This window comes from Streptomyces sp. AM6-12 (assembly GCF_044327085.1).
GTDB lineage: Bacteria > Actinomycetota > Actinomycetes > Streptomycetales > Streptomycetaceae > Streptomyces.
Genome location: NZ_JBIQWN010000001.1, coordinates 4,425,962 through 4,448,147 on the forward strand (window position 1 = coordinate 4,425,962; position 22,186 = coordinate 4,448,147).

A 22,186-nucleotide genomic window follows, 5' to 3' on the forward strand; every position below is an offset into this window, starting at 1 on the left:
CCCTCCGGCCGACCCGGCGCGCCCCGCCGTACGCCTTCATGCCACGGCCACGCACCGGGCGCGCCCGCCATCGCACACCCCCACGACTCCTCAGGCGAAAAACCGGGAGGGCCGTCACACCCACCCAGGGTGCGACGGCCCTCCCGGCCGCGTTCCAGCGACTGAGCGACTAGCGCACGTCGCCCATCAGCTTCTTCACCTTGCCGCGGTACATCCACACCGCCACACCGGCGATCACCGCGAGGACGGCCTCCAGCATCACGAAGCCCATCTTGTCGAGGTTCACTCCGCCGACCGCCGGGTTCGACAGCAGCGCGGTGATCGAGTCGCCCGCGGTGACCGCGAGGAACCAGACGCCCATCATCTGCGAGGCGTACTTCTTCGGCGCCATCTTCGTCGTCACCGACAGACCCACCGGCGACAGCGTCAGCTCACCGACGGTCTGCAGGAAGTAGATGCCGACCAGCCACATCGCCGCGGCCTTGTGACCGCCCTGCGCGATGGACAGCGGGGCGAGGAACACGAAGAAGGAAGCGCCGACCAGCACCAGACCGGAGGAGAACTTCACGATCGTGCTCGGCTCCTTGCCGCTCCGGTTCAGCCACAGCCACAGCCAGGCGAAGACCGGCGCGAGGGCCATGATCATGACCGGGTTGACCGACTGGTACCAGGAGACCGGGAAGTTCCAGCCGAAGATCGTGTTCTTCGCCGAGGCGCTCGCGAACAGCGACAGGGTCGAACCACCCTGGTCGTAGATCATCCAGAAGACCGCGGCGGCCACGAAGAACCAGATGTACGCGCGGACCTTCGAGCGCTCCTCGCCGTCGAGGTCCTTGTCGCGCAGGATCCGGCCGATGACCAGGATCGGCACGATGAGCCCGATGACGGTCAGCGGGATCAGCGCCCAGTTGAGGGTGAAGTGACCGGTGCCGCCGACGATGCCGTAGAAGACCGCCGCGACGACCAGCCAGATCAGGCCCTTGCGCAGGGTGGTCGCCTTCTCCTGGGCCGTCATCGGCGTCGGGACGACCTTGCTCTCCTCGCTCAGGTGGCGGCTGCCCAGCAGGTACTGGGCCAGACCGAGGGCCATGCCGAGCGCGGCCAGCGCGAAGCCGAAGTGCCAGTTGACGTTCTCACCGATGGTGCCGATGACCAGCGGAGCGACGAAGGCGCCCAGGTTGATGCCGATGTAGAAGAGGGTGAAGCCACCGTCGCGGCGCGGGTCCTTCGGGCCGTCGTACAGGTGACCGACCATCGTGGAGATGTTGGCCTTCAGCAGGCCGGAACCGATGGCGACCAGCACCAGGCCGACGAAGAAGCTTGCGGCGGCCGGCAGCGCCAGGCACAGATGGCCCAGCATGATGATCAGACCCGCAAACATGACCGTCTTACGGGGACCGAGGAGCCGGTCGGCGACCCAGCCGCCGGGCAGCGCGAGCAGGTACACGAGCGACAGGTACACGGAGTAGATCGCCGTCGCCGTGCCCGCGCTGAGGTGCAGGCCACCCGGAGCCACCAGGTACAGGGGGAGCAGGGCCCGCATGCCGTAGTAGGAGAACCGCTCCCACATCTCGGTCATGAACAGAGTGGCCAGGCCGCGGGGGTGGCCGAAGAAGGTCTTCTCGGTGCCGGGGGTGCCCGGGTGGACCGAGTCCTTCGTCAGGCTGGACGCCATGGTCGTTCCTTGCTGGTCGGGACGCGCGGTGGAGCGTTGCGCGCCCGGTGGGGGTGGCGGCCGGCACCGGCAGGGTCGGTCGTCCGCCCCCAACGCCCGGGGGGTGTCCGCCCCGGATCACGAAGCGGTGGACGGCGACCACCGGGATCCACGCTCCGTGACGCCACAATGCGTCCGGAGCCCGGCCAGAGGTCATTCCTTTCAAGGCCGGTCAGACGTGACCGGCCCGCACACAACAAGGACCTTCAGCGTCGATGCCCGCCAAAGGTCCCCTGGTGTACTACAGGCGTTCACGTCACTGTACGTCAGGACACCGCCCGGTATGGAAGGACTTGAGACGCGGATCACAGGGGTCCGGGGAACCACGCGACGGATTCCGAAGGTCCCTTCTACGATCGCATCCCGCAGGTGATGGTTCGTACCGGGGGAGGCCCCGGGTAAGAATCCCGCGAACCGATCACACCCCAGCAGCGCACGCGGGCGGTCTACCATCACCTCATGACCCGTGTACTGCTCGCCGAGGACGACGCGTCCATCTCGGAGCCGCTGGCCCGCGCCCTGCGCCGGGAAGGTTACGAGGTCGAGGTGCGGGAGGACGGACCCACCGCGCTCGACGCCGGAATGCAGGGGGGCGTCGACCTGGTCGTACTGGACCTGGGCCTGCCCGGCATGGACGGCCTGGAGGTCGCCCGCCGGCTGCGCGCCGACGGCCACACCGTGCCGATCCTCATCCTGACCGCGCGCGCCGACGAGGTGGACACCGTCGTCGGCCTGGACGCGGGCGCCGACGACTACGTCACCAAGCCGTTCCGTCTCGCCGAACTGCTCGCCCGCGTACGGGCCCTGCTGCGCCGCGGCGCGGCCGAGCCGCAGCAGCCCCCGGCCACGCACGGCGTGCGCATCGACGTGGAGTCGCACCGCGCGTGGATGGGCGACGAGGAACTCCAGCTCACCGCCAAGGAGTTCGACCTGCTGCGGGTGCTGGTGCGGGACGCCGGCCGCGTGGTGACCCGCGACCAGTTGATGCGCGAGGTCTGGGACACCACCTGGTGGTCCTCCACCAAGACCCTCGACATGCACATCTCCTGGCTGCGCAAGAAGCTCGGCGACGACGCGGCCAACCCCCGCTACATCGCCACCGTCCGGGGCGTGGGCTTCCGCTTCGAGAAGAGCTGAGCCCCGCACCGGGGGCCGGCGATCACCTCAGGTAACGGAACATGCGTCGACGTCTCATTCAATCCACTCTCGCCGTCGTCCTCGTGGTGATCGCCGTCTTCGGCGTCTCCCTGGTGATCGTCGAGACCCGGACGATCACCAACAGTGCCCAGGAGCGGGTGGAGTCCGAGGCGGTGCGGCTGGCCAGCATCGTGGACAGCCGGATCCTGGCCGCGGAGAACGTCAACACCGACGCGCTGCGCAATCCGGTCAGCAAAGAGCAGTACGCGGTGATCGAGATGCCCGGCCGGACGCCGATCGAGATCGGCACCCGGCCCGTCGGCGACGTCATCCACGCCACCCAGCACGGCGAGGAGGGCGAGACCGTCACCGTTCAGGAGCCGCGCTCCGCGGTCACCCGCGAGGTCGGCCGCACCCTGCTGATCATCGGCCTGGTGGCGCTGCTCGCGGTGGTCGCCGCCGTGCTGCTCGCGGTGCGCCAGGCCAACCGGCTCGCCTCCCCGCTGACCGACCTCGCCTCGACCGCCGAGCGCCTCGGCTCCGGCGACCCGCGCCCGCGGCACAAGCGGTACGGCGTCCCCGAGCTGGACCGGGTCGCCGATGTGCTGGACTCCTCCGCCGAGAAGATCGCGCGGATGCTGACCGCCGAGCGGCGACTGGCCGCCGACGCCTCGCACCAGCTGCGCACCCCGCTCACCGCGCTGTCCATGCGCCTGGAGGAGATCACCCTCACGGATGACCCGGACATCGTGAAGGAGGAGGCGAACGTCGCGCTGACACAGGTCGAGCGGCTCACCGACGTGGTCGAGCGGCTACTGACGAACTCCCGCGACCCGCGCACCGGTTCCGCCGTCACCTTCGACCTGGACGAGGTCATCCAGCAGCAGCTCGCCGAGTGGCGGCCCGCCTACCGCAGCATGGGCCGGGCCATCGTCAGCTCCGGCAAGCGGCACCTCCAGGCGGTGGGCACGCCCGGCGCGGTCGCCCAGGTGCTGGCCGCGCTGATCGAGAACTCGCTGATGCACGGTGGCGGCACCGTCGCCCTGCGCACCCGCGTCACCGGCAACCAGGCCGTGGTCGAGGTCACGGACGAGGGGCCCGGAGTGCCGGCCGACCTCGGGGCGCGGATCTTCGAGCGGACCATCAGCGGCCGCAACTCCACGGGCATCGGCCTCGCCGTGGCACGGGACCTCGCCGAGGCCGACGGCGGCCGTCTGGAACTGCTCCAGGCCCAGCCCCCGGTCTTCGGTCTCTTCCTGTCCCGCACGCCCCCGGCCCGCAAGACGGACGAGGAACAGCCGACCGTCCGCTGAGCGGTACGGCCGGCCGTCGTCTGTCGCTGTCTGCGGTCCGCTGAGCCGGGCAGCGGTCAGGGAACCCGGGTGGTGCTCGGCTCGGGCTCGCTAGGGGAGCGGCGCGACTCCGCCGCCAGGATCGACTCGGCCTCCTGCGCGGGCAGCGCGCGGAACACCCAGGTGCGGTACGACCAGAACCGGAACAGGGTCGCGATGCCGATGCCGAGGAACTTGAAGACGTTGCTCTCCAGCGGGCTGTCCCAGCCGAGGCCGTAGGTGGCCAGGAACAGGACGCCGTTCTCGATCACCAGGCCGATCGCGCTGAAGAACAGGAACAGCGTGAGTTCCTTGGTGCGCCCGCTGCGGTCGCGGTCCCGGTACGTCCAGTAGCGGAAGCCGACGTAGTTGAAGACGATGGCGACCACGGTCGCGATGATGCTGGCGCGCACCACCGGCAGGTCGGAGACGTGCCGGACCAGGTTGAACACGGCCAGATTGACCAGGACTCCGGCCCCGCCGACGGCGCCGAACTTCGCCATCTCGCCCACGAGCCGTTGCAGCCCCGAGGAACGCTGTTCCATGGCGTTGCAGCTCCCGTCGGTAGATTTCCGTCAACCCGGCCATGCTAGCGGCGCGCGGGACCCGCTGCCTGAGGAGCAGGCCAGTGCGGGGAAACAGGTCGGAAAGAGGCCGGAAAGCGGTGGGTAAGAGCCGGGGACGGGCGGGGCACACCCGTCCGAGGGGCCCCCGGCGGAGGGAGGCGATCCGGCGGGCCGCGGCGGCCGATACGCTGTAGGTGTGACGTTCCCGGTAGTCGGCATGGTCGGCGGTGGTCAGCTCGCGCGTATGACGCACGAGGCGGGCATCCCGCTGGGCATCAGGTTCAAGCTCCTCAGTGACACCCCACAGGATTCCGCGGCGCAGGTCGTGAGCGATGTCGTCATCGGCGACTACCGCGATCTGGACACGCTGCGCGAGTTCGCGCGCGGCTGTGACGTGATCACCTTCGATCACGAGCACGTGCCCACCGAGCATCTCAGGGCCCTGGAGGCGGACGGCATCCCCGTGCGTCCGGGGCCCGACGCGCTCGTGCACGCCCAGGACAAGGGCGTGATGCGGGCCCGGCTCGACGCGATCGGCATCCCGTGCCCGCGGCACCGGATCGTCGCGGACCCGGAGGACGTCGTCCGGTTCGCGGGAGAAGGGGAGGGCTTCCCGGTCGTCCTCAAGACCGTCCGCGGCGGCTACGACGGCAAGGGCGTGTGGGTCGTGGAGAGCGCCGAGGAGGCCGCCGAGCCGTTCCGGGCGGGCGTGCCGGTCCTCGCCGAGGAGAAGGTCGACTACGTCCGCGAGCTGGCCGCCAACGTCGTACGCTCCCCGCACGGCCAGGCCGTCGCCTACCCGGTGGTGGAGTCCCGGCAGGTGAACGGCGTGTGCGACACGGTCATCGCGCCGGCCCCCGACCTGTCCGAGGACCTCGCCCTGCACGCCGAGCGGCTGGCCCTGACCATCGCCAAGGAGCTGGACGTCGTCGGGCACCTTGCCGTCGAGCTGTTCCAGACCCGCGACGGCCGCGTCCTCGTCAACGAGCTGGCGATGCGCCCGCACAACTCCGGCCACTGGACCCAGGACGGCGCGATCACCTCGCAGTTCGCCAACCACCTCCGCGCCGTCCTCGACCTGCCCCTCGGCGACCCGCGCCCGCGCGCCAAGTGGACCGTGATGGTCAACGTGCTGGGCGGCGACTACCCGGACATGTACTCCGCGTACCTGCACTGCATGGCCCGCGACCCCAAGCTGAAGATCCACATGTACGGCAAGGACGTGAAGCCCGGCCGCAAGGTGGGACACGTCAACACCTACGGCGACGACCTGGACGACGTGCTGGAGCGCGCCCGTCACGCAGCCGGCTACCTGAGAGGCACGATCACCGAATGAGCCCCGCCCCGCCGTCACCCGACCACCGCCCCTCGACGAGCGCCGAGGCGCGCCCCGTTCCGCTGGTCGGCATCGTCATGGGGTCGGACTCCGACTGGCCCGTCATGGAAGCCGCCGCCAAGGCCCTGGACGAGTTCGAGATCGGCTACGAGGTCGACGTCGTCTCCGCGCACCGGATGCCCCGCGAGATGATCACGTACGGTGAGCAGGCCGCCGACCGCGGGCTCAAGGTGATCATCGCCGGGGCCGGCGGCGCCGCCCATCTGCCGGGCATGCTCGCCTCCGTCACCCCGCTGCCGGTCATCGGCGTGCCGGTGCCGCTGAAGTACCTCGACGGCATGGACTCCCTGCTGTCGATCGTGCAGATGCCGGCCGGGGTCCCGGTCGCCACGGTCTCCGTCGCCGGTGCCCGCAACGCCGGGCTGCTCGCGGCCCGCATCCTCGCCACGCACGACGAGGACCTGCTGCACCGCATGCGCGACTTCCAGCACGACCTGAACGAGCAGGCCACCGAGAAGGGCAGGCGGCTGCGGTCCAAGGTCGGGGGCGCCGGCGGCTTCGGCTTCGGGAAGTGAGCGCCGTGACGCATCTGGACGAGGCCCGCGCCCTGCTGCGGGAGTCCCCCGTGGTCGACGGGCACAACGACCTGCCGTGGGCGCTGCGCGAGAAGGCGGGTTACGACCTGGACCGCCTGGACATCGCCGGCCACCAGCACGGACATCTGCACACCGACATCCCCCGGCTGCGCGCGGGCGGTGTCGGCGCCCAGTACTGGTCGGTGTACGTGCCGGCCGAGCAGCCCGACCCGGTGGCCGCGACGCTGGAGCAGATCGACTGCGTACGGCAGCTCCTCGACCGCTACCAGGCGGACCTGGCACCCGCGCTGACCGCCGCCGACATGGAGGCGGCGCGCGGTGAGGGCCGTATCGCCTCGCTGATGGGCGCCGAGGGCGGCCACTCCATCGCCAACTCGCTGGGCACCCTGCGCGGTCTGTACGCGCTCGGTGTGCGCTACATGACGCTCACCCACAACTCGAACGTGGACTGGGCGGACTCGGCGACCGACACACCGAGGGCGAACGGCCTGACCGCGTTCGGCCGCGAGGTGGTCCGCGAGATGAACCGGCTCGGCATGCTGGTCGACCTCTCGCACGTGGCGCCGTCGACCATGCGCGACGCGCTGGACGCGACCGACGCGCCGGTGATCTTCTCGCACTCCTCGGCCCGCGCGGTCTGCGACCACCCCCGCAACATCCCGGACGACGTGCTGGAGCGGCTGCCCGCCAACGGCGGCGTGGCGATGGTGACGTTCGTGCCGAAGTTCGTGCTCCAGGCGGCCGTGGACTGGACGGCCGCGGCCGACGACAACCTGCGCGCCCACGGCCTGCACCACCTGGACACCACCGCCGAGGCGATGAAGGTGCACCGCGCCTTCGAGGAGCGCACCCCGCGCCCGGTCGCCACGGTGCCGGTGATCGCCGACCACCTGGACCACATGCGCGAGGTCGCCGGCATCGACCACCTCGGCATCGGCGGCGACTACGACGGTACGGCCTTCACCCCGGACGGTCTCAGCGACGTCTCCGGCTACCCGAACCTCCTGGCGGAACTGCTGGACCGCGGCTGGTCCAAGTCCGACCTCGCCAAGCTCACCTGGCAGAACGCGGTACGGGTGCTGGGCGCGGCGGAGGACGTGGCCCGCGACCTCCAGGCGACGCGGGCGCCGTCCCACGCGACGATCGGGTCGCTGGACGGCTGACGCGCGGTGACATGAAGGGGCGGGGCGGCCGATCGGCCACCCCGCCCCTGCGTCGTACCGGCGCGCGCTCCTCACCGGTGCTCGATCCGGCACAGGCAGAACGGATGCCCCGCCGGGTCGGCGTACACCACGAAGTCCTTCTTCTCGCGGTCCTCCTGGTCCAGTGGGCGGGCGCCGAGCGCCAGGACCCGCTCATGTGCGGTGTCCAGCTCCGCCCAGGTGCTGCCCGCGTCGAAGTCCAGGTGGAGCTGCTGGCCGTTGTGATCGGCGCGGGGCCACTCGGGCGGGGTGTGGCCCTCGGCCCGCTGGAAGGCCAGCCGGGGGCCGCCGGGGAGCTGGAGCACGACCCAGCTGTCGTCCTCGGCCACGGGTGTGCCCCCGCCCACCGCGGCGTAGAAGGCGGCCAGGGCGTGCGGGTCGGGGCAGTCGAGCACGACGTTGCGGAAGTGGGCGACGGACGCCATGGTTTTCCTCCTCGGTGTTCGGGCTCAGCAGGCGCACAGGCAGAACGGGTGCCCGGCGGGGTCGGTGTACACGCGCCAGGACCGGCCGGGCTCCCCGGCGTCCAGGAGCGTCGCGCCCAGCTTCAGCACGTCCTCCTGCGCCGCGTCCAGGTCCGGCACGTCCAGGTCCAGGTGGAACTGCTGGCCGTCGCTGCCGGAGCGCGGCCACCGCGGCGGGGTGTATCCCTCGGCCCGCTGGAAGGCCAGCGCCTGCCCGCCGGGCACCTTCAGGTCCACCCAGCGGCCGTCCTGCTCGCGCTCCACCGTGCCGCCCAGCACCTCGGCGTAGAAACCGGCCAGCGCGTCGGGATCCGGGCAGTCCAGGACCACCACACCGAGCTTGGCGAGAGCCATGTCGACCTCCTTCTGTTACCCGTAGAGCCGGGTAACCGGTAACGGTGACCCCATGCTCCCGGACAAGGGGTAACGTCGCAACCATGTATGACAGATCGGCCGCTCCCGGAGGTCTGGCGCTGATCGAGTCCCTGGTCAACACCGTGGACCTGGCGGACGGCACCGACGCGCTGGACACCGGGGAGGGGCGCCGGGTTTTCGGGATCACCGAGGACGGGCTCGCGCGGGCGCGGGAGCTGCGGGAGTCGCTGCGGGCCGCCCTGCTCGCCCACGCCGGGCATCCACCGCACCGGCCGGTCACCCCGCTCGGCGAACTGCTGGCCCGCGCGCCGCTGTACGTCGCCGTGGACGAGGGGGACGGCTCGGCGGCGCTCGCCCCGGCGTCCGCCCCTGCCGCGGACGCGGACCTGCTCTGCCGGGTCGCCGCCGCCGTCGCCGAGGCGCTGCTGGCGGGCACCTGGATGCGGCTGAAGGCATGCGAGGCCGCGACGTGCCACTGGGCGTACTACGACCGCAGCCCCGCCGGACGCGGCCGCTGGTGCTCGATGCGGGTCTGCGGGGCGCGCGAGAAGATGCGGCGGTACCGGGCCAAGGGGGCGTAAAACGCGGGAAGCCGGGGTCCTGGGGCACAGGGGGCTGGGGCAAAATGCGACACGGCGCCGGTTCGGCCGACTGAGCCTCGGCCGAACCCGCGCCGCCTCCCCGGTCCGTCAGACAACCCGACCGTCAGGCAACGGCCCGTCAGGTAACCGTCCTCGGTCAGGCCGTCGGCCGCCCCATCGCCCGGTACGTCCAGCCCGCCCGGCGCCACAGCTCCGGGTCGAGGGTGTTGCGCCCGTCGAGCAGCACCCGTGCCGCCGCGACCGCGCCCAGCCGGGCCGGGTCCAGCTCGCGGAACTCGCGCCACTCGGTCAGGTGCAGCACGACGTCCGCGCCGCGCACCGCGTCGAGCGCCGACTCGGCGTAGCCCAGGGTGGGGAAGACCTTGCGGGCGTTGTCCATGCCCTTCGGGTCGTACACCGTCACCTGGCCGCCCTGGAGGTGTATCTGGCCGGCCACGTTCAGCGCGGGCGAGTCGCGGACGTCGTCCGAGTCGGGCTTGAAGGTGGCGCCGAGCACCGCGACCCGCTTGCCGAGGAAGGAGCCGCCGCCCAGCGCCTCGCGGGCCATCTCCACCATCTGGCCGCGCCGGCGCATGTTGATGGAGTCGATCTCCCGCAGGAAGGTCAGCGCCTGGTCCGCGCCCAGCTCGCCGGCGCGGGCCATGAACGCCCGGATGTCCTTGGGCAGGCAACCGCCGCCGAAACCGATCCCGGCGCGCAGGAACTTGCTCCCGATCCGGTCGTCGTGCCCGATCGCCTCCGCCAGCTTGGCCACGTCGCCGCCGCCGGCCTCGCAGACCTCCGCCATCGCGTTGATGAACGAGATCTTCGTGGCGAGGAAGGAATTGGCGGCGGTTTTCACCAGTTCGGCGGTGGGGAAGTCGGTGACGACGAAGGGAGTGCCCTCGCCGACCGGCGTCGCGTACACCTCGCGCAGCAGTTTCTCGGCCCGCTCGCTGCGCACCCCGACCACGATCCGGTCCGGGTGCAGGGTGTCCTCGACGGCGAAGCCCTCGCGCAGGAACTCCGGGTTCCAGGCCAGCTCGGCGTCGCCGCCCGCGGGCGCGTGCGCGGCGAGATAGGCGGCCAGCCGGTCGGCCGAGCCCACCGGCACCGTGGACTTGCCGACCACCAGGGCGGGGCCGCGCAGATGGGGGGCGAGGGAGGCGATCGCGGAGTCGACGTACGACATGTCGCAGGCGTACTCGCCGTGCTTCTGCGGGGTGTTGACACAAACGAAGTGCACATCGCCGAAGGCGCCGACCTCGGCCCAGTCGGTGGTGAAGCGGAGCCGTCCGGTGGACCCCTCGATGCCGGTCACGTGCCGGCGCAGCAGCTCGTCGAGGCCCGGCTCGTACATCGGGGTCTCGCCGCGCTCCAGCAGGGCGATCTTCTCGGGTACGACATCCAGGCCCAGCACCTCGAACCCCAGCTCGGCCATGGCCGCGGCGTGGGTGGCGCCGAGATACCCGGTGCCGATCACGGTGATCTTCAGGCTCATGGACGCGCTCCAGCTCGGGGATTCTCTCGTGCGGGCCCGAGCATAGCCGGGCCGGTCGGGGGGCAACTTTCCCGCTGTCGCCAACCTCACGTAGGCGAGTCGCGGCCAGGGCCCTAAAATTTGAGTTACTTAACGGTAATTAGCGTTTGTAATGTCCGTGATGCGTCACAATCACTGCGTCTTTGGAGCGTGAGAGACCTTGGCCGGATCGGCTGACTTCGACCTGTACCGCCCGTCCGAGGAGCACGACATGCTCCGCGACGCCGTCCGCTCCCTGGTCGAGGCGAAGATCGCGCCGTACGCCGCCGCGGTGGACGAGGAGGCCCGCTTCCCGCAGGAGGCACTCGACGCGCTGGTGGCCAACGACATGCACGCCGTGCACGTCCCCGAGGAGTACGGCGGCGCCGGCGCCGACGCGCTCGCCACGGTCATCGTGATCGAGGAGGTGGCCCGCGCCTGCGTCTCCTCCTCCCTGATCCCCGCGGTGAACAAGCTGGGCTCGCTCCCGGTGATCCTCTCCGGCTCCGAGGAGCTGAAGAAGAAGTACCTGGGCCCGCTGGCCAAGGGCGACGCGATGTTCTCGTACTGCCTCTCCGAGCCGGACGCGGGTTCGGACGCGGCCGGCATGAAGACCAAGGCGGTCCGCGACGGCGACCACTGGATCCTCAACGGCGTCAAGCGCTGGATCACCAACGCGGGCGTCTCCGAGTACTACACGGTCATGGCCGTCACCGACCCGGCCAAGCGCTCCAAGGGCATCTCGGCCTTCGTGGTGGAGAAGTCGGACGAGGGCGTCTCCTTCGGCGCCCCCGAGAAGAAGCTCGGCATCAAGGGCTCCCCGACCCGCGAGGTCTACTTCGACAACGTCCGCATCCCCGCCGACCGCATGATCGGCGAGGAGGGCACGGGCTTCATGACGGCGATGAAGACCCTGGACCACACCCGCATCACCATCGCCGCCCAGGCGCTCGGGGTCGCGCAGGGCGCCCTGGACTACGCCAAGGGCTACGTCCAGGAGCGCAAGCAGTTCGGCAAGGCGATCGCCGACTTCCAGGGCATCCAGTTCATGCTCGCGGACATGTCCATGAAGATCTCCGCCGCCCGCGCCCTGACCTACCAGGCCGCCGCCGCCTCCGAGCGCGGCGACGCCGACCTGACCTACCTGGGCGCCGCCGCCAAGTGCTTCGCCTCGGACGTCGCCATGGAGGTCACCACCGACGCCGTCCAGCTCCTCGGCGGCTACGGCTACACCCGCGACTACCCGGTCGAGCGCATGATGCGCGACGCCAAGATCACCCAGATTTATGAGGGCACGAACCAAGTTCAGCGGATCGTCATGGCGCGCAATCTGCCGTAACCGCGCGCGGTACCGGAAGGCGTCCCGCGGGGCGCCTTCCGTGTTCTGGGGTGGCCTTACGACCGGTCGGTCACATGCGGGGGCGGTCCTGGCGGCGTAGGACGGAAGCACACGGGACCCGCTCACAGGGTCCCCCTGCTCCGAGGAGGAGCCATGGCCCAGCCCGGAACGACGATGCCCGCCATGACCCAGCAGATGCAGGACTGCATCGAGGCCTGCATGAACTGCCACAGCGTCTGCGAGGAGACCATGAGCTCCTGCATGCAGCAGGGCGGGCAGGCGCAGATGCAGATCATGCGCGCGCTCATGGACTGCTCCGAGACGACCCCGGATGTGCGCCGACATGATGATGCGCCGCTCGCCCATGTCGGGCGAGATGTGCGCGATGTGTGCCAAGGCGTGCGACATGGCTGCCGAGGCGTGTATGTCCATGCCGGACGACCCACAGCTGGTGCGCTGCGTGGAGGCGTGTCGCAAGTGCGCCGAGATGTGCCGCGCGATGGCCATGTGATCAAGGCGAAGGGCGGCCGGTGCCGCCGCACGCGGGTCTTGCCCATCCGCGCGGCGGCCCGGCCGCCCCTGTCGCGCCGGCCCTAGCTGCCGGAGACCGTGACCTTCTGGTCGTTGTTCAGCTCGTCCACCAGCGTCTTCACCTTCACCTTGTCCCAGACGAGGTTGCCGCCGGTGGAGCCGGAGATGGGCATGTTCATGGAGGTGCCGTCTCCGCCGTTGACGCCCTTCATGGCCCAGAACATCGAGGCCAGGTCCCACAGGGACATGTCCTTGTCCACGATCAGCGAGTCCAGGCCCGCGCCCATGGTCGGGTAGAACTTGAACGGGTTCAGCACGGTCGAAGGCGTCGCCACCTCGTGGGCCAGCGCCGACAGGAACTTCTGCTGGTTCTTGGTCCGCTGGAGGTCGGAGGCGGCGAAGGCGTGCCGGGTGCGCACGAAGGCGAGCGCCTGCCGGCCGTTCAGGGTCTGCTTGCCGGCCTTGAAGTCGGCGCCGGACCACTTGTCCTTGAAGCCCTTGTCGATGTCGATCTGGACCCCGCCGACCGCGTCCACGATGTTCGCGAAGCCCTCGAAGCCGATCTCCACGTAGTGGTCGATGTGCAGCCCGGTGTTGTACTCGATCGTGCGCACCAGCAGCGTCGGCCCGTCCTCGGCGTAGGCCGCGTTCAGCTTCTCCTGCCGGCCCGTGGCGGGGTAGACCTTCCCGGACGTCGAGCCCTTGTACGACGGGATCACCACGTTCGAGTCGCGCGGCAGCGAGATCAGCGTGTCGCCGTTGTCGCCGACGTGCAGGATCATCATCGAGTCGGTGCGCTTGCCCTCGGCGGCACCGGTGTGCAGCTCCTTCTCGTCCGCCTTGGACATGCCTTCACGGCTGTCCGAGCCGACGATCAGATAGTTGGTGCCGGACCCCGACTGCGGCCGGTCGATCACCTTGGACAGGTCGACCTCGCGGCGCAGCTTGGAGTCGGCCCAGAAGTAGGTCGCGACCGATGTGACGATCAGCACGGTCGCCAGTGTGATCGCGGTCCACTTGATCCGCCGCCGCCAGTTCGGGGCGGGTCTCTGCCCGGCGCCCGGCGCGCCACCGGGCCCGCGGCCGCCGGGGGTGCCGTAGACCTGGCCGGTGTTGTAACCGCTGTCGTACTCGCTGTCATAGCCGCCGTCCGCGTACGACGGCTGCTGCGGAACGCCGGCCCCGTACTGCGGTGCCGCCGGGCCGCGCCGCACCTGGCGCATCGCGCGGGCGCCTTCGGGCTGCGCGCCGCCACTGCCGCGTCCATAGCGGGGGCCGCGGTTGTCGTCGGACCATGCCTCGGGCCAGTCATTCATGCCGACCAGTGTGCAGGGCCCCGCCGTATGGCTTACAAGGGCTGTCGGAAAATAAGGGCGGCGCTGTTGCGAAGCTGACACAAATTCCGCGAAAGCGGCTTCGGCATAAGGTGGAGGGCATGACAGACCAGGCCACGGAGTCGGAAGCAGTGGAACCGGACATTCCGGGCAAGCCCACGTCCGCCTCGCGCACCACGCTCAGCCACATCATGACCCACAACGACACCAACCTGCTGGGTACGGTGCACGGCGGGGTGATCATGAAGCTGGTGGACGACGCGGCGGGCGCCGTGGCCGGCCGGCACTCCGGCGGTCCCGCCGTCACCGCCTCCATGGACGAGATGGCCTTCCTCGAACCGGTCCGCGTCGGCGACCTGGTCCATGTGAAGGCACAGGTCAACTGGACCGGCCGGACCTCCATGGAGGTCGGCGTACGGGTCCTCGCCGAGCGCTGGAACGAGTCCAACCCGCCCACCCAGGTCGGCTCGGCCTATCTGGTCTTCGCCGCCGTGGACGCCGACGGCAAGCCCCGCCAGGTGCCCCCGGTGATACCCGAGACCGACCGGGACCGCCGCCGCTACCAGGAGGCGCAGATCCGCCGCACCCACCGGCTGGCCCGCCGCCGCGCCATCCTGGAGCTGCGCGAACAGCGGGCGGCGGACGGGTTCCGGGACTAGGCGGTGTCTTCAAATGATCTTGAGTGGTGGATCATGGTCAGGTGATACGTCGCCATGAACTGTCCGATGCAGAATGGGAGTTCGTCCGGCCGTTGCTGCCCGTGACATTGCGTGGGCGCAAGCGGCTGGATGACCGCAGAGTCCTCAACGGGATCGTGTGGAAGTTCCGTACTGGCACGGCCTGGCGGGATGTGCCCGAGCGGTACGGGCCGTGGGCCACGCTGCACACCCGTTTTCGCCGGTGGGCGGCGGACGGCACGTTCGAGCGGATGCTCCGCGCCGCCCAGGCGAAGGCGGACGCCGCCGGCGACATCGACTGGCTGGTGTCGGTCGACTCCACGATCGTCCGCGCTCACCAGCATGCCGCCGGGGCCCGAAAAAGGGGCTCCGCAGCCCGGCCCTCGGACGCTCCCGAGGCGGCCTGACCAGCAAGATTCACCTGGCCTGCGACGGTGTGGGCCGCCCGCTGGCTTTCATCGTCACGGGCGGCAACACCAACGACTGCACCCAGTTCACCGCCGTGATGGAGGCGATCCGGGTGCCCCGCACCGGCCCGGGACGACCCCGGGTGCGGCCCTCGCATGTGCTGGGTGACAAGGGCTACAGCTCCAGAGCGATCCGCACCTGGCTGCGGCGGCGCGGGATCAGCCACACCATCCCCGAGCGAGCCGACCAGGTCCGCAACCGGCTGAACCGCGGCAGCCGCGGCGGACGACCCCCGGCCTTCGACCGCGACACCTACAAGCGGCGCAACGTAGTGGAACGGTGCTTCAACAAACTGAAGCAATGGCGCGGCATCGCCGCCCGGTACGACAAGACCACCGAGTCCTACCAAGCAGCCGTCACCCTCGCAGCCCTGCTGATGTGGGCTGACATTTGACGACAGAACCTAGAGCGCGCCCGCTCAGGTGTCCCCCGCGCAGACCACCTCGTTGCCGCGCACCACACCCCCGGCGCCCTGTGCCGCGCGCCCCGGATCCTCGAAGCGCACCGCCCGCACGCCCTTGAACCCGTCCCCCACGAGCACCTTCAGCACCGGCCCCTGGCCCGGCGCCGCGCGCAGCTCGCTGCCCGGCAGGGCCGCCGCCAGGGTCTGCGCGGAGCGGTCCCAGCGGGGGTCGTACGTGATGACGGTGTCCGGCAGCCGGGCGGGCGCGGTCACCGGCTGGTGGGTGGCGGCGAAGCCGGTCGCCGCCAGCTCGGCGTCGACCCGCTTGGCCAGCCCGCTGGTGGCGGTGCCGTTCGCCACCTCGACCCGGATTCCCCGCGGGTCCGTCTCGACGGTCACCGGGGCGTCGGCGGGGTGCGGGCGGGGCGCGCTGAGCGGCTTGTCGTCGCGCAGTGCCTGGAACAGCCGGGCCGCGCGGGCCGGGTCCCACTTCAGGGTCGAGCCGATGCCCTTGACCGGGTAGTCCATCTGCCCGATGGGCACGGTCGTGAACTCGGAGGACGAGGGCGAGAAGTTCCGCATCGCACGCCCGAGGTCGAGCAGCTCGTCGGTGCCGAAGCCCACATCGGCACGCACCGAACCGAGCACCGCGCGGGTCACGTCCCGGAAGCGCATCGGGTTCAGCAGCACCCCCGAGGACGTCGCCTTGTCGATCAGCGCGGCCAGGAACCGCTGCTGCCGCCTCATCCGGCCCAGGTCGCTGGCCCCGTCGAGGTGCCGCGAGCGCACGTACTGGAGCGCCTCACCGCCCAGCAGGGTGTGCGCGCCCGGCGCGAGGTCGAGCCCGCTGTAGCTGTCCTTCAGCGGCGTCGCCGTACAGATCCGCACCCCGCCGAGGACGTCCACGGTCCTCATGAAGCTGGAGAAGTCGATCTCCAGATAGTGGTCGATCTTCACATGGGTCATGCTCTCGACCGTGCGCACGGTCAGCTGGGGACCGCCCTCGGCGTAGGCCGCGTTCAGCTTGAGCGGGTGCGGGCCGAGCTGCCGGCCGGTGGTCTGGTCCCGGTGCGCGGGGACCTCGGCGAAGGAGTCGCGCGGCAGGCTCACCACCGTGGCCCGCTCCCGGTCCGCCGAGATGTGCACGATCATCATCGTGTCGGTGCAGTGGCAGGGCTGTCCGCCCAGGTGGAAGGCGCGCCGCTGCCGCTCGGTGATCTTGTCCCGGCCGTCGGTGCCGACCAGCAGGATGTTCATCCCGTGGCCCGCCTGCGGCCGGTCCTTCATGTCCTTGAAGGCGTCGACGCGGGCGATCCCCGCGTCCAGGCTGGTGACCACCGCGTGCCCGATGCCCGCGGAGGCGAGCACCACCACCGACAGCGTGGTCATCGCCCGCATGGCCCAGCGCGGCCGTCGTCGTCGGGGCAGGGGCCGCGTCGGCCGCTCGGGCGGGGGCGGCAGCCGGTGGGGCGGCTGCGGGCGGCGCTGGGGTCGCGCCGGGGACCGGGGCGGGCTGGCCAAGGGACACCTCCGGACGAGGCCGTACGTGGGATCCGTGAGCACAGTAGGCCGATACGATCTCCATCCCGCGTCAGAGCCCCGGTGGCGCGCACCGGTGTCCCCCGTTCGCGGTAACGTGAGGGCCCTATGAACGCCAAGCCCGACGTGCGGTTCCCCGCTGTATCCGTGATCATGCCCGTCCTCAACGAGGAACGGCATCTGCGCGGGGCCGTCCAAGCGATCCTCGCGCAGGAGTACGGCGGCGAGATGGAGGTCGTGATCGCCCTGGGTCCGTCCACGGACCGCACGGACGAGATCGCCGCCGCGCTCGTGGCCGAGGACCCCCGCGTCCACACCGTCCCGAACCCGACCGGCCGCACCCCCGCCGCGCTCAACGCGGCGATCAAGGCATCCCGGCACCCGGTCGTGGTCCGCGTCGACGGCCACGGCATGCTCTCGCCGAACTACATCAGCACCGCCGTACGGCTGCTGGAGGAGACCGGCGCGCAGAACGTCGGCGGCATCATGCACGCCGAGGGCGAGAACGACTGGGAGCACGCGGTCGCCGCCGCCATGACCTCCAAGATCGGTGTCGGCAACGCGGCCTTCCACACCGGCGGCGAGGCGGCCCCCGCCGAGACGGTGTACCTCGGCGTGTTCCGCCGCGAGGCGCTGGAGCAACAGGGCGGCTACAACGAGGAGTTCATCCGCGCCCAGGACTGGGAGCTGAACTTCCGCATCCGCGAGGCGGGCGGCCTGATCTGGTTCTCACCGGAGCTGAAGGTCTCGTACCGCCCCCGGCCCTCGGTGCGGGCGCTGGCCAAGCAGTACAAGGACTACGGCCGCTGGCGCCATGTCGTCGCCCGCTACCACTCCGGCTCGATCAACCTGCGCTACCTCGCCCCGCCGACCGCGGTCTGCGCAATCGCCGCGGGCCTGGTGGTCGGCGTGGCCCTGACCCCCTGGGGCCTGGTGGTCCCCGGCGGCTACCTCGCCGCGATCGTCCTCGGCTCCCTGCCCGCCGGCAAGGGCCTGCCCCTCAAGGCCCGCCTCCAGATCCCCGTGGCCCTCGCCACCATGCACATGTCCTGGGGCTGGGGCTTTCTGACCAGCCCGAAGTCCCTGGCGAAGCGGGTCATCGCCTCGCGCCGCCCGGCGGTGCGGAGCGCCGCCTGACGGACGCGAGCGTCCGGCAAGAGGCGCGGGGCCCCTCCGGGAAGGAGGGGCCCCGACTCGTCGGTGCCGGTAGGGCGTTCACCACTGGTACGGCTTGTACACATCCATGCAGCCGCCCTTGTCGGCGCCGTTGATGGCGTCGGCGTTGGACGGGAGGTCGCCGGCCTTGGGCTTGGCCTGCTTCGGGAAGGTCGTACCGGTGCGCCAGTCGGCGCCCAGCAGCAGGGTGACGCCGGAGACCGAGGTGGACTGCTTCACCGCGGTCTCCGGGAGACCCAGCGCTTTGGCCACGCCCTGCGCATCGCCCTGGAGGTCGGCGCTCGGGTACTCGATCACCGTCTTGTCCTGCGGCGCCGGGGGTGCGGTGTCGGCCGTCGCCCTGCTGTAGCCGTCGGCCGCGAGCGCCTCGGCGATGGTGCGGGCGCGGCCGGGGACCGCCGCCTCGGTGGCCGAGCCGGTGCCGTTCTGGACCAGGACGCCGAGCCGGGACGGGTCGGTGGACGGCGACTTCGACGGCTTCGGCTTGTCCGCGGTGTGCTGGGAGCCCGCGGCCCCGCCGTTCTTGTCGAGCGGGACGTCGTCCCGGAGCATCTCCCAGAGCTTGCTCGCGTCGGTCGTGTCCGGGACGACGTGGTTGTCGGGGTCCCGCGGGTCCGGGACGTTGGGCATCGTCACGCTCGTGATGCGGTCCGACGGCACGGACTTCATCTCCATGCCGAGGTCGTAGAGCTTCTTGACCGTGCCGATCTCCTCGGAGACCTTGAGGGACTTGATGGCCGCGTCGGCCAGGTCCATCAGGCGCCCGGTGTCGGTGAACACGTTCTGTGACTTGAGCGTGCGGAGCATGGAGTTGAGGTACATGTGCTGGGCGCGGGCCCGCATCAGGTCGCTGCCCCAGGCATGCCGGGTGCGCAGCCACTGGAGCGCCTGCACGCCCTTGACCTTGTGGGTGCCGGCCGTCAGCTTCAGCCCGGAGCCGCCGCGCTGGGCCGCGGTCGGGCGGTCCCAGACGTTCTGCTTCACACACACGTCGACGCCGCCGATGGCGTCCGCCATCCGCACCACGCCCGCGAAGTCGATCGTCATCCAGTGGTCGATGTAGACCCCGGTGAGGTTCTCCCAGGTGGCCAGTGTGCAGCCGGCGCCGCCCCGGCCGAGGGTGGTGTTGATGATGTCGTTGGTCGCCGGATAGACCTTGCCGGTGTCCGGGTCCGTGCACTTGGGGATGTCGACGCGGGTGTCGCGGGGGATGCTCACCATCGCGGCGTTCTTGCGGTCGGCGGATATGTGGATGAGCATCTGCACGTCCCCGAGCGGGGGATCGCCGACGCTGCTCTTGCTGCCGCCGAGCTTCAGGTTCTCCGCCGAGTTACGGCTGTCCGAGCCGACCAGCAGGATGTTCAGCGGGGTCTGTCCGGCCGCGTTCGGGGCGGTCCTGCGCGCCTTGGCGTCACCGCTGCTGCGCTCGCCCGTGCGTATGCTGTCGTTCAGGTGCTGGTAATAGAGGTAACCGGCGCCCGCCGTGCCGAGTATGACCACCGCGAGGACGGTCGCCGACCAGCGCAGCGCGCGCCGGCGACGCCGCCGGCCGCCCGCGGCACCCTCCGGACCACCCGGCCCCCCCGAGCCCGAGCCCCCTTTGCGCCGCCCACCGCCGTGCCGTCCGGCACTCGCTTCCGGGTCCGCCGTCCGCGGGTTGAGTGCCATCGTGTCGTCCAGTTCGGCAGCGTCACCCCGCACTTCGCTCTGCGCCACTCTCCCTGCCCTCCCCGCCCTTTTGCGCCATGCGACGGGCCCGTCCCGCGCCGAGTAGTTAGACGCACGACGGGCCCGCAGGGTTACCTATGAGGCGCACTTAACCTCGTTGGCCGTTGACTTGTCGACCTTCGGCGCCTTGTCCGGGGCGGCGATCGGCGTGCCCGCGGCCTTGAAGTCCTTGCCCAGGGTCAGGGTCATCGCGGGCAGCCCCTGGGAGTTGACGACGCTCGAACCCGGCTTGAGCGCCGAGCCGGGCAGCCCCATCAGCGCGGCCAACTCCCGTGCCTGCGCGGCCTGGTCGGGCGCGTATTCCAGCGTGGTCTTCGGCAGCCCGGCCGGGGCGTTGCCCGCGTTCTCCGACTTCAGCACGCCCTCGGTGTTCTGGAGCCAGTCGAGCACCGCCTGCGCGCTGCCCGGCGCCGCCTCGCTGTTGAGGATGCGCACGCGTACGTCGCCGGGTGCGGACCTGGTGCCCTTGAGCCGGGCGGCCTGCGCGTCCTTGGCGGCCTTCTCCTTGCGCTTGACGTCGGTGAAGGACACGTCGTTCTGTATGGCCTGGAAGACCGCCGGCGCCTCCGCCTGGTTGAGCACCACCGTCGCGTGGACCTTCTCGGCGGGGTTGTCCACCACCGGCACCGTGGTGAAGGTGATGTTCTTCGGCGGCACCTTCTTGAGTTCGAGCGCCATGTCCTTCAGCGTGTTGATGCTCTTTATGCCGGTGTCCACGGTCAGCGCCTTGGTGGCCGCCTCCGCGAGGTCCATCACCTTCGAGGGGTTGGTGAGGGTGTCGCTGGAGGACATCTTGCGCATCAGCGAGCCCAGGAACTGCTGCTGGACCTTGATGCGGTCCAGGTCGCCCTGGTTGCCGAAGCTGTGCCGGGTGCGCACGAAGGCGAGGGCCTGCTCGCCCTCCACCACCGACTTGCCCGCGGGCAGCTTGAGGTGGGACTCCTTGTCGTCCACCGGGTGCGCGACGCACACCTCGACGCCGCCCACGGCGCTGGTCAGCGTCTTCACCGCGTTGAAGTCGGCCATCATGAAGTGATCGACGTGTATGCCGGTGACCGCTTCGACGGTGCGCATGGTGCAGCCCGGATCGCGGCCGTCCTGGCCGAGGCTGGTGTTGAAGCGCACGTTGTCCGTGCCGGGGATGACCTTCTTGCTGCCGTCGGGCTGGATGGTCTCGCAGTCCGGGACGTTCACGATCAGGTCGCGCGGGATGCTCAGCGCGGTCGCGTTCGTCCGGTCCTTCGAGACGTGCAGCAGGATGTTGGTGTCCGCATGCCCCACGCTGCCCGAGTCGCCGTAGCCCTCGTTGCCCTTGCCGGTGCGCTTGTCGGTACCGATGATCAGCAGGTTGAAGGCCTCGTCCTTGCTGAAGCCCTTGGAGCCCGCGTCCCCGACATCGGTGGCGCTGATGTTGCCCTCGAGATGCTTGAGGTACAGGTACCCGGCGGTGCCGACCGCGAGGAGCACGAAGGCGGTGCCGCCGGCGGTCCACCCCAGCACCTTCTTCGCCTTCGACTTCTTCTTCACCGGCCGCCGCCCGCGCCGCCCCGGTGCGCCCTCGGGCTCGGTGGTACGGCGCCGGGAGGTCCTCGGCGGCGGCACGTTCCCGGCGCGCGCCTTGTCCCCGGCGCGGGAACCCTCTCGGGTACGGCCCCCCTCCTGGGCCCGCGATCCGCCCTGGGCGCGCGCCCCGTCCCGGGTGCGTGTCCCGCCCCCCTCGCGTCCGTCGTCCTGCGCGGGCACCGTGCTCATCTCGCGGGTCTCACCGGGTGCCATGTCGTTGCGCCGGCGGCGCCGGGGGCCGTCCCCGTCCTGGGCGGACGGCTTGCGCGGCCCGGGGACCGACTGCGTTCCGGAAGGAGGCAGTCGCAGTTCGTATTCGCCGGTGTTCGGATTGAGTACCCACTGGTCTGCGGGATCGATGTTCTCCGCCCGCCCACGGCCTTGCGCGTCCACGGTTGTCCGAATCCTCCGTCGGGGCCACGCGGCGCCTTCCCCCGCAAAGGCGCTCGGGTCTCGGTGAAACAGTGCACGACCCCAGGGCGGACCTCGCGGCCACGTGCACCGGATCGCTCACACTATCCGCCCAGTTCAGCGTCTAGGGGCCCCGGTGACAAATCCGTCGCCCCTACAACTGGGCAATCCGCCTCATTTTCCGAGCGGAAGCTTG

At 70.6% G+C, this 22,186-nt stretch carries 18 protein-coding genes and 2 pseudogenes; 11 read left to right on the forward strand and 9 right to left on the reverse strand.

Annotation, left to right across the window (positions count from 1 at the left end; translation table 11 throughout):
- Positions 1-169 precede the first annotated feature (169 nt).
- A complete protein-coding gene (locus ACE4Q9_RS20145; RefSeq protein WP_397985624.1) occupies positions 170-1,675 on the reverse strand; it encodes a peptide MFS transporter in 1,506 nt (501 codons plus the stop codon).
- 498 nt (positions 1,676-2,173) lie between these two features.
- Here ACE4Q9_RS20145 and ACE4Q9_RS20150 point away from each other — a divergent pair, with 498 nt between their 5' ends.
- Entirely contained in the window at positions 2,174-2,851 is a 678-nt protein-coding gene (locus tag ACE4Q9_RS20150) for a response regulator transcription factor (protein ID WP_020940464.1), read from the forward strand.
- A 41-nt stretch (positions 2,852-2,892) separates the two neighbouring features.
- Positions 2,893-4,164: an ATP-binding protein gene (locus ACE4Q9_RS20155; RefSeq protein WP_397985625.1), complete on the forward strand. Its 1,272-nt coding sequence runs from the start codon at positions 2,893-2,895 to the stop codon at positions 4,162-4,164.
- Positions 4,165-4,220: 56 nt separating this feature from the next.
- Here ACE4Q9_RS20155 and ACE4Q9_RS20160 read toward each other — a convergent pair whose 3' ends face one another.
- Complete coding sequence (locus ACE4Q9_RS20160) at positions 4,221-4,727, reverse strand: GtrA family protein (protein WP_397985626.1); 507 nt, start codon at positions 4,725-4,727, stop codon at positions 4,221-4,223.
- Positions 4,728-4,944: 217 nt separating this feature from the next.
- On the opposite strand from ACE4Q9_RS20160, the gene ACE4Q9_RS20165 reads away from it, so the two are divergent.
- The 3 genes from ACE4Q9_RS20165 (at position 4,945) to ACE4Q9_RS20175 (ending at position 7,843) form a co-directional block, all read left to right on the forward strand.
- The gene (locus ACE4Q9_RS20165) at positions 4,945-6,084 is read left to right on the forward strand and encodes a 5-(carboxyamino)imidazole ribonucleotide synthase (protein ID WP_397985627.1); all 1,140 of its coding nucleotides are present in this window, start codon (positions 4,945-4,947) and stop codon (positions 6,082-6,084) included.
- A gap of 77 nt (positions 6,085-6,161) precedes the next feature.
- Complete coding sequence (gene purE, locus ACE4Q9_RS20170) at positions 6,162-6,659, forward strand: 5-(carboxyamino)imidazole ribonucleotide mutase (protein WP_397987270.1); 498 nt, start codon at positions 6,162-6,164, stop codon at positions 6,657-6,659.
- 5 nt (positions 6,660-6,664) lie between these two features.
- Positions 6,665-7,843, forward strand: coding sequence for a dipeptidase (locus ACE4Q9_RS20175; RefSeq protein ID WP_397987271.1), 1,179 nt, complete (start codon positions 6,665-6,667; stop codon positions 7,841-7,843).
- A gap of 71 nt (positions 7,844-7,914) precedes the next feature.
- Here the strand turns inward: ACE4Q9_RS20175 and ACE4Q9_RS20180 are convergent, their stop codons facing one another.
- Entirely contained in the window at positions 7,915-8,307 is a 393-nt protein-coding gene (locus ACE4Q9_RS20180; protein ID WP_397985628.1) for a VOC family protein, read from the reverse strand.
- A gap of 24 nt (positions 8,308-8,331) precedes the next feature.
- On the reverse strand, positions 8,332-8,700 hold the full coding sequence (locus ACE4Q9_RS20185) for a VOC family protein (protein ID WP_397985629.1): 369 nt from the start codon (positions 8,698-8,700) through the stop codon (positions 8,332-8,334).
- Positions 8,701-8,783: 83 nt separating this feature from the next.
- Between ACE4Q9_RS20185 and ACE4Q9_RS20190 the strand changes: the two genes are divergently transcribed.
- Complete coding sequence (locus tag ACE4Q9_RS20190) at positions 8,784-9,302, forward strand: CGNR zinc finger domain-containing protein (RefSeq protein WP_397985630.1); 519 nt, start codon at positions 8,784-8,786, stop codon at positions 9,300-9,302.
- A 157-nt stretch (positions 9,303-9,459) separates the two neighbouring features.
- On the opposite strand, the gene ACE4Q9_RS20195 is transcribed toward ACE4Q9_RS20190, so the two are convergent.
- On the reverse strand, positions 9,460-10,803 hold the full coding sequence (locus tag ACE4Q9_RS20195) for a UDP-glucose dehydrogenase family protein (RefSeq protein ID WP_397985631.1): 1,344 nt from the start codon (positions 10,801-10,803) through the stop codon (positions 9,460-9,462).
- A 199-nt stretch (positions 10,804-11,002) separates the two neighbouring features.
- On the opposite strand from ACE4Q9_RS20195, the gene ACE4Q9_RS20200 reads away from it, so the two are divergent.
- Both ACE4Q9_RS20200 and ACE4Q9_RS20205 read left to right on the forward strand, forming a co-directional pair.
- On the forward strand, positions 11,003-12,160 hold the full coding sequence (locus tag ACE4Q9_RS20200) for an acyl-CoA dehydrogenase family protein (RefSeq protein ID WP_037660888.1): 1,158 nt from the start codon (positions 11,003-11,005) through the stop codon (positions 12,158-12,160).
- Positions 12,161-12,313: 153 nt separating this feature from the next.
- Positions 12,314-12,671: pseudogene (locus tag ACE4Q9_RS20205) on the forward strand (four-helix bundle copper-binding protein).
- 82 nt (positions 12,672-12,753) lie between these two features.
- On the opposite strand, the gene ACE4Q9_RS20210 reads toward ACE4Q9_RS20205, so the two are convergent.
- Positions 12,754-14,007: an LCP family protein gene (locus ACE4Q9_RS20210; protein WP_397985632.1), complete on the reverse strand. Its 1,254-nt coding sequence runs from the start codon at positions 14,005-14,007 to the stop codon at positions 12,754-12,756.
- 119 nt (positions 14,008-14,126) lie between these two features.
- Here ACE4Q9_RS20210 and ACE4Q9_RS20215 point away from each other — a divergent pair, with 119 nt between their 5' ends.
- Positions 14,127-14,684, forward strand: a complete 558-nt coding sequence (locus ACE4Q9_RS20215; RefSeq protein ID WP_397985633.1) for an acyl-CoA thioesterase — start codon at positions 14,127-14,129, stop codon at positions 14,682-14,684.
- A 41-nt stretch (positions 14,685-14,725) separates the two neighbouring features.
- Positions 14,726-15,564, forward strand: a pseudogene (locus ACE4Q9_RS20220) (IS5 family transposase).
- 24 nt (positions 15,565-15,588) lie between these two features.
- Here the strand turns inward: ACE4Q9_RS20220 and ACE4Q9_RS20225 are convergent.
- Entirely contained in the window at positions 15,589-16,971 is a 1,383-nt protein-coding gene (locus ACE4Q9_RS20225; protein WP_397987272.1) for an LCP family protein, read from the reverse strand.
- Positions 16,972-17,220: 249 nt separating this feature from the next.
- Between ACE4Q9_RS20225 and ACE4Q9_RS20230 the strand changes: the two genes are divergently transcribed.
- Positions 17,221-18,249: a glycosyltransferase family 2 protein gene (locus ACE4Q9_RS20230; protein WP_397985634.1), complete on the forward strand. Its 1,029-nt coding sequence runs from the start codon at positions 17,221-17,223 to the stop codon at positions 18,247-18,249.
- A 78-nt stretch (positions 18,250-18,327) separates the two neighbouring features.
- Here ACE4Q9_RS20230 and ACE4Q9_RS20235 read toward each other — a convergent pair whose 3' ends face one another.
- On the reverse strand, positions 18,328-19,956 hold the full coding sequence (locus tag ACE4Q9_RS20235) for an LCP family protein (RefSeq protein ID WP_397987273.1): 1,629 nt from the start codon (positions 19,954-19,956) through the stop codon (positions 18,328-18,330).
- A 135-nt stretch (positions 19,957-20,091) separates the two neighbouring features.
- The gene (locus ACE4Q9_RS20240; protein ID WP_397985635.1) at positions 20,092-21,972 is read right to left on the reverse strand and encodes an LCP family protein; all 1,881 of its coding nucleotides are present in this window, start codon (positions 21,970-21,972) and stop codon (positions 20,092-20,094) included.
- Positions 21,973-22,186: the final 214 nt, after the last annotated feature.

Excerpts from the sequence above, each read along its gene's own strand:
- ACE4Q9_RS20235 (WP_397987273.1), bottom strand. The coding sequence starts at position 19,956 with ATGGCACTCAACCCGCGGACGGCGGACCCGGAAGCGAGTGCCGGACGG.
- ACE4Q9_RS20190 (WP_397985630.1), top strand. The coding sequence starts at position 8,784 with ATGTATGACAGATCGGCCGCTCCCGGAGGTCTGGCGCTGATCGAGTCC.
- ACE4Q9_RS20160 (WP_397985626.1), bottom strand. The coding sequence starts at position 4,727 with ATGGAACAGCGTTCCTCGGGGCTGCAACGGCTCGTGGGCGAGATGGCG.
- ACE4Q9_RS20195 (WP_397985631.1), bottom strand. The coding sequence starts at position 10,803 with ATGAGCCTGAAGATCACCGTGATCGGCACCGGGTATCTCGGCGCCACC.
- ACE4Q9_RS20215 (WP_397985633.1), top strand. The coding sequence starts at position 14,127 with ATGACAGACCAGGCCACGGAGTCGGAAGCAGTGGAACCGGACATTCCG.
- ACE4Q9_RS20185 (WP_397985629.1), bottom strand. The coding sequence starts at position 8,700 with ATGGCTCTCGCCAAGCTCGGTGTGGTGGTCCTGGACTGCCCGGATCCC.
- ACE4Q9_RS20155 (WP_397985625.1), top strand. The coding sequence starts at position 2,893 with ATGCGTCGACGTCTCATTCAATCCACTCTCGCCGTCGTCCTCGTGGTG.
- ACE4Q9_RS20225 (WP_397987272.1), bottom strand. The coding sequence starts at position 16,971 with ATGCGGGCGATGACCACGCTGTCGGTGGTGGTGCTCGCCTCCGCGGGC.
- ACE4Q9_RS20150 (WP_020940464.1), top strand. The coding sequence starts at position 2,174 with ATGACCCGTGTACTGCTCGCCGAGGACGACGCGTCCATCTCGGAGCCG.
- ACE4Q9_RS20210 (WP_397985632.1), bottom strand. The coding sequence starts at position 14,007 with ATGAATGACTGGCCCGAGGCATGGTCCGACGACAACCGCGGCCCCCGC.
- ACE4Q9_RS20180 (WP_397985628.1), bottom strand. The coding sequence starts at position 8,307 with ATGGCGTCCGTCGCCCACTTCCGCAACGTCGTGCTCGACTGCCCCGAC.
- ACE4Q9_RS20145 (WP_397985624.1), bottom strand. The coding sequence starts at position 1,675 with ATGGCGTCCAGCCTGACGAAGGACTCGGTCCACCCGGGCACCCCCGGC.
- ACE4Q9_RS20230 (WP_397985634.1), top strand. The coding sequence starts at position 17,221 with ATGAACGCCAAGCCCGACGTGCGGTTCCCCGCTGTATCCGTGATCATG.
- purE (WP_397987270.1), top strand. The coding sequence starts at position 6,162 with ATGGGGTCGGACTCCGACTGGCCCGTCATGGAAGCCGCCGCCAAGGCC.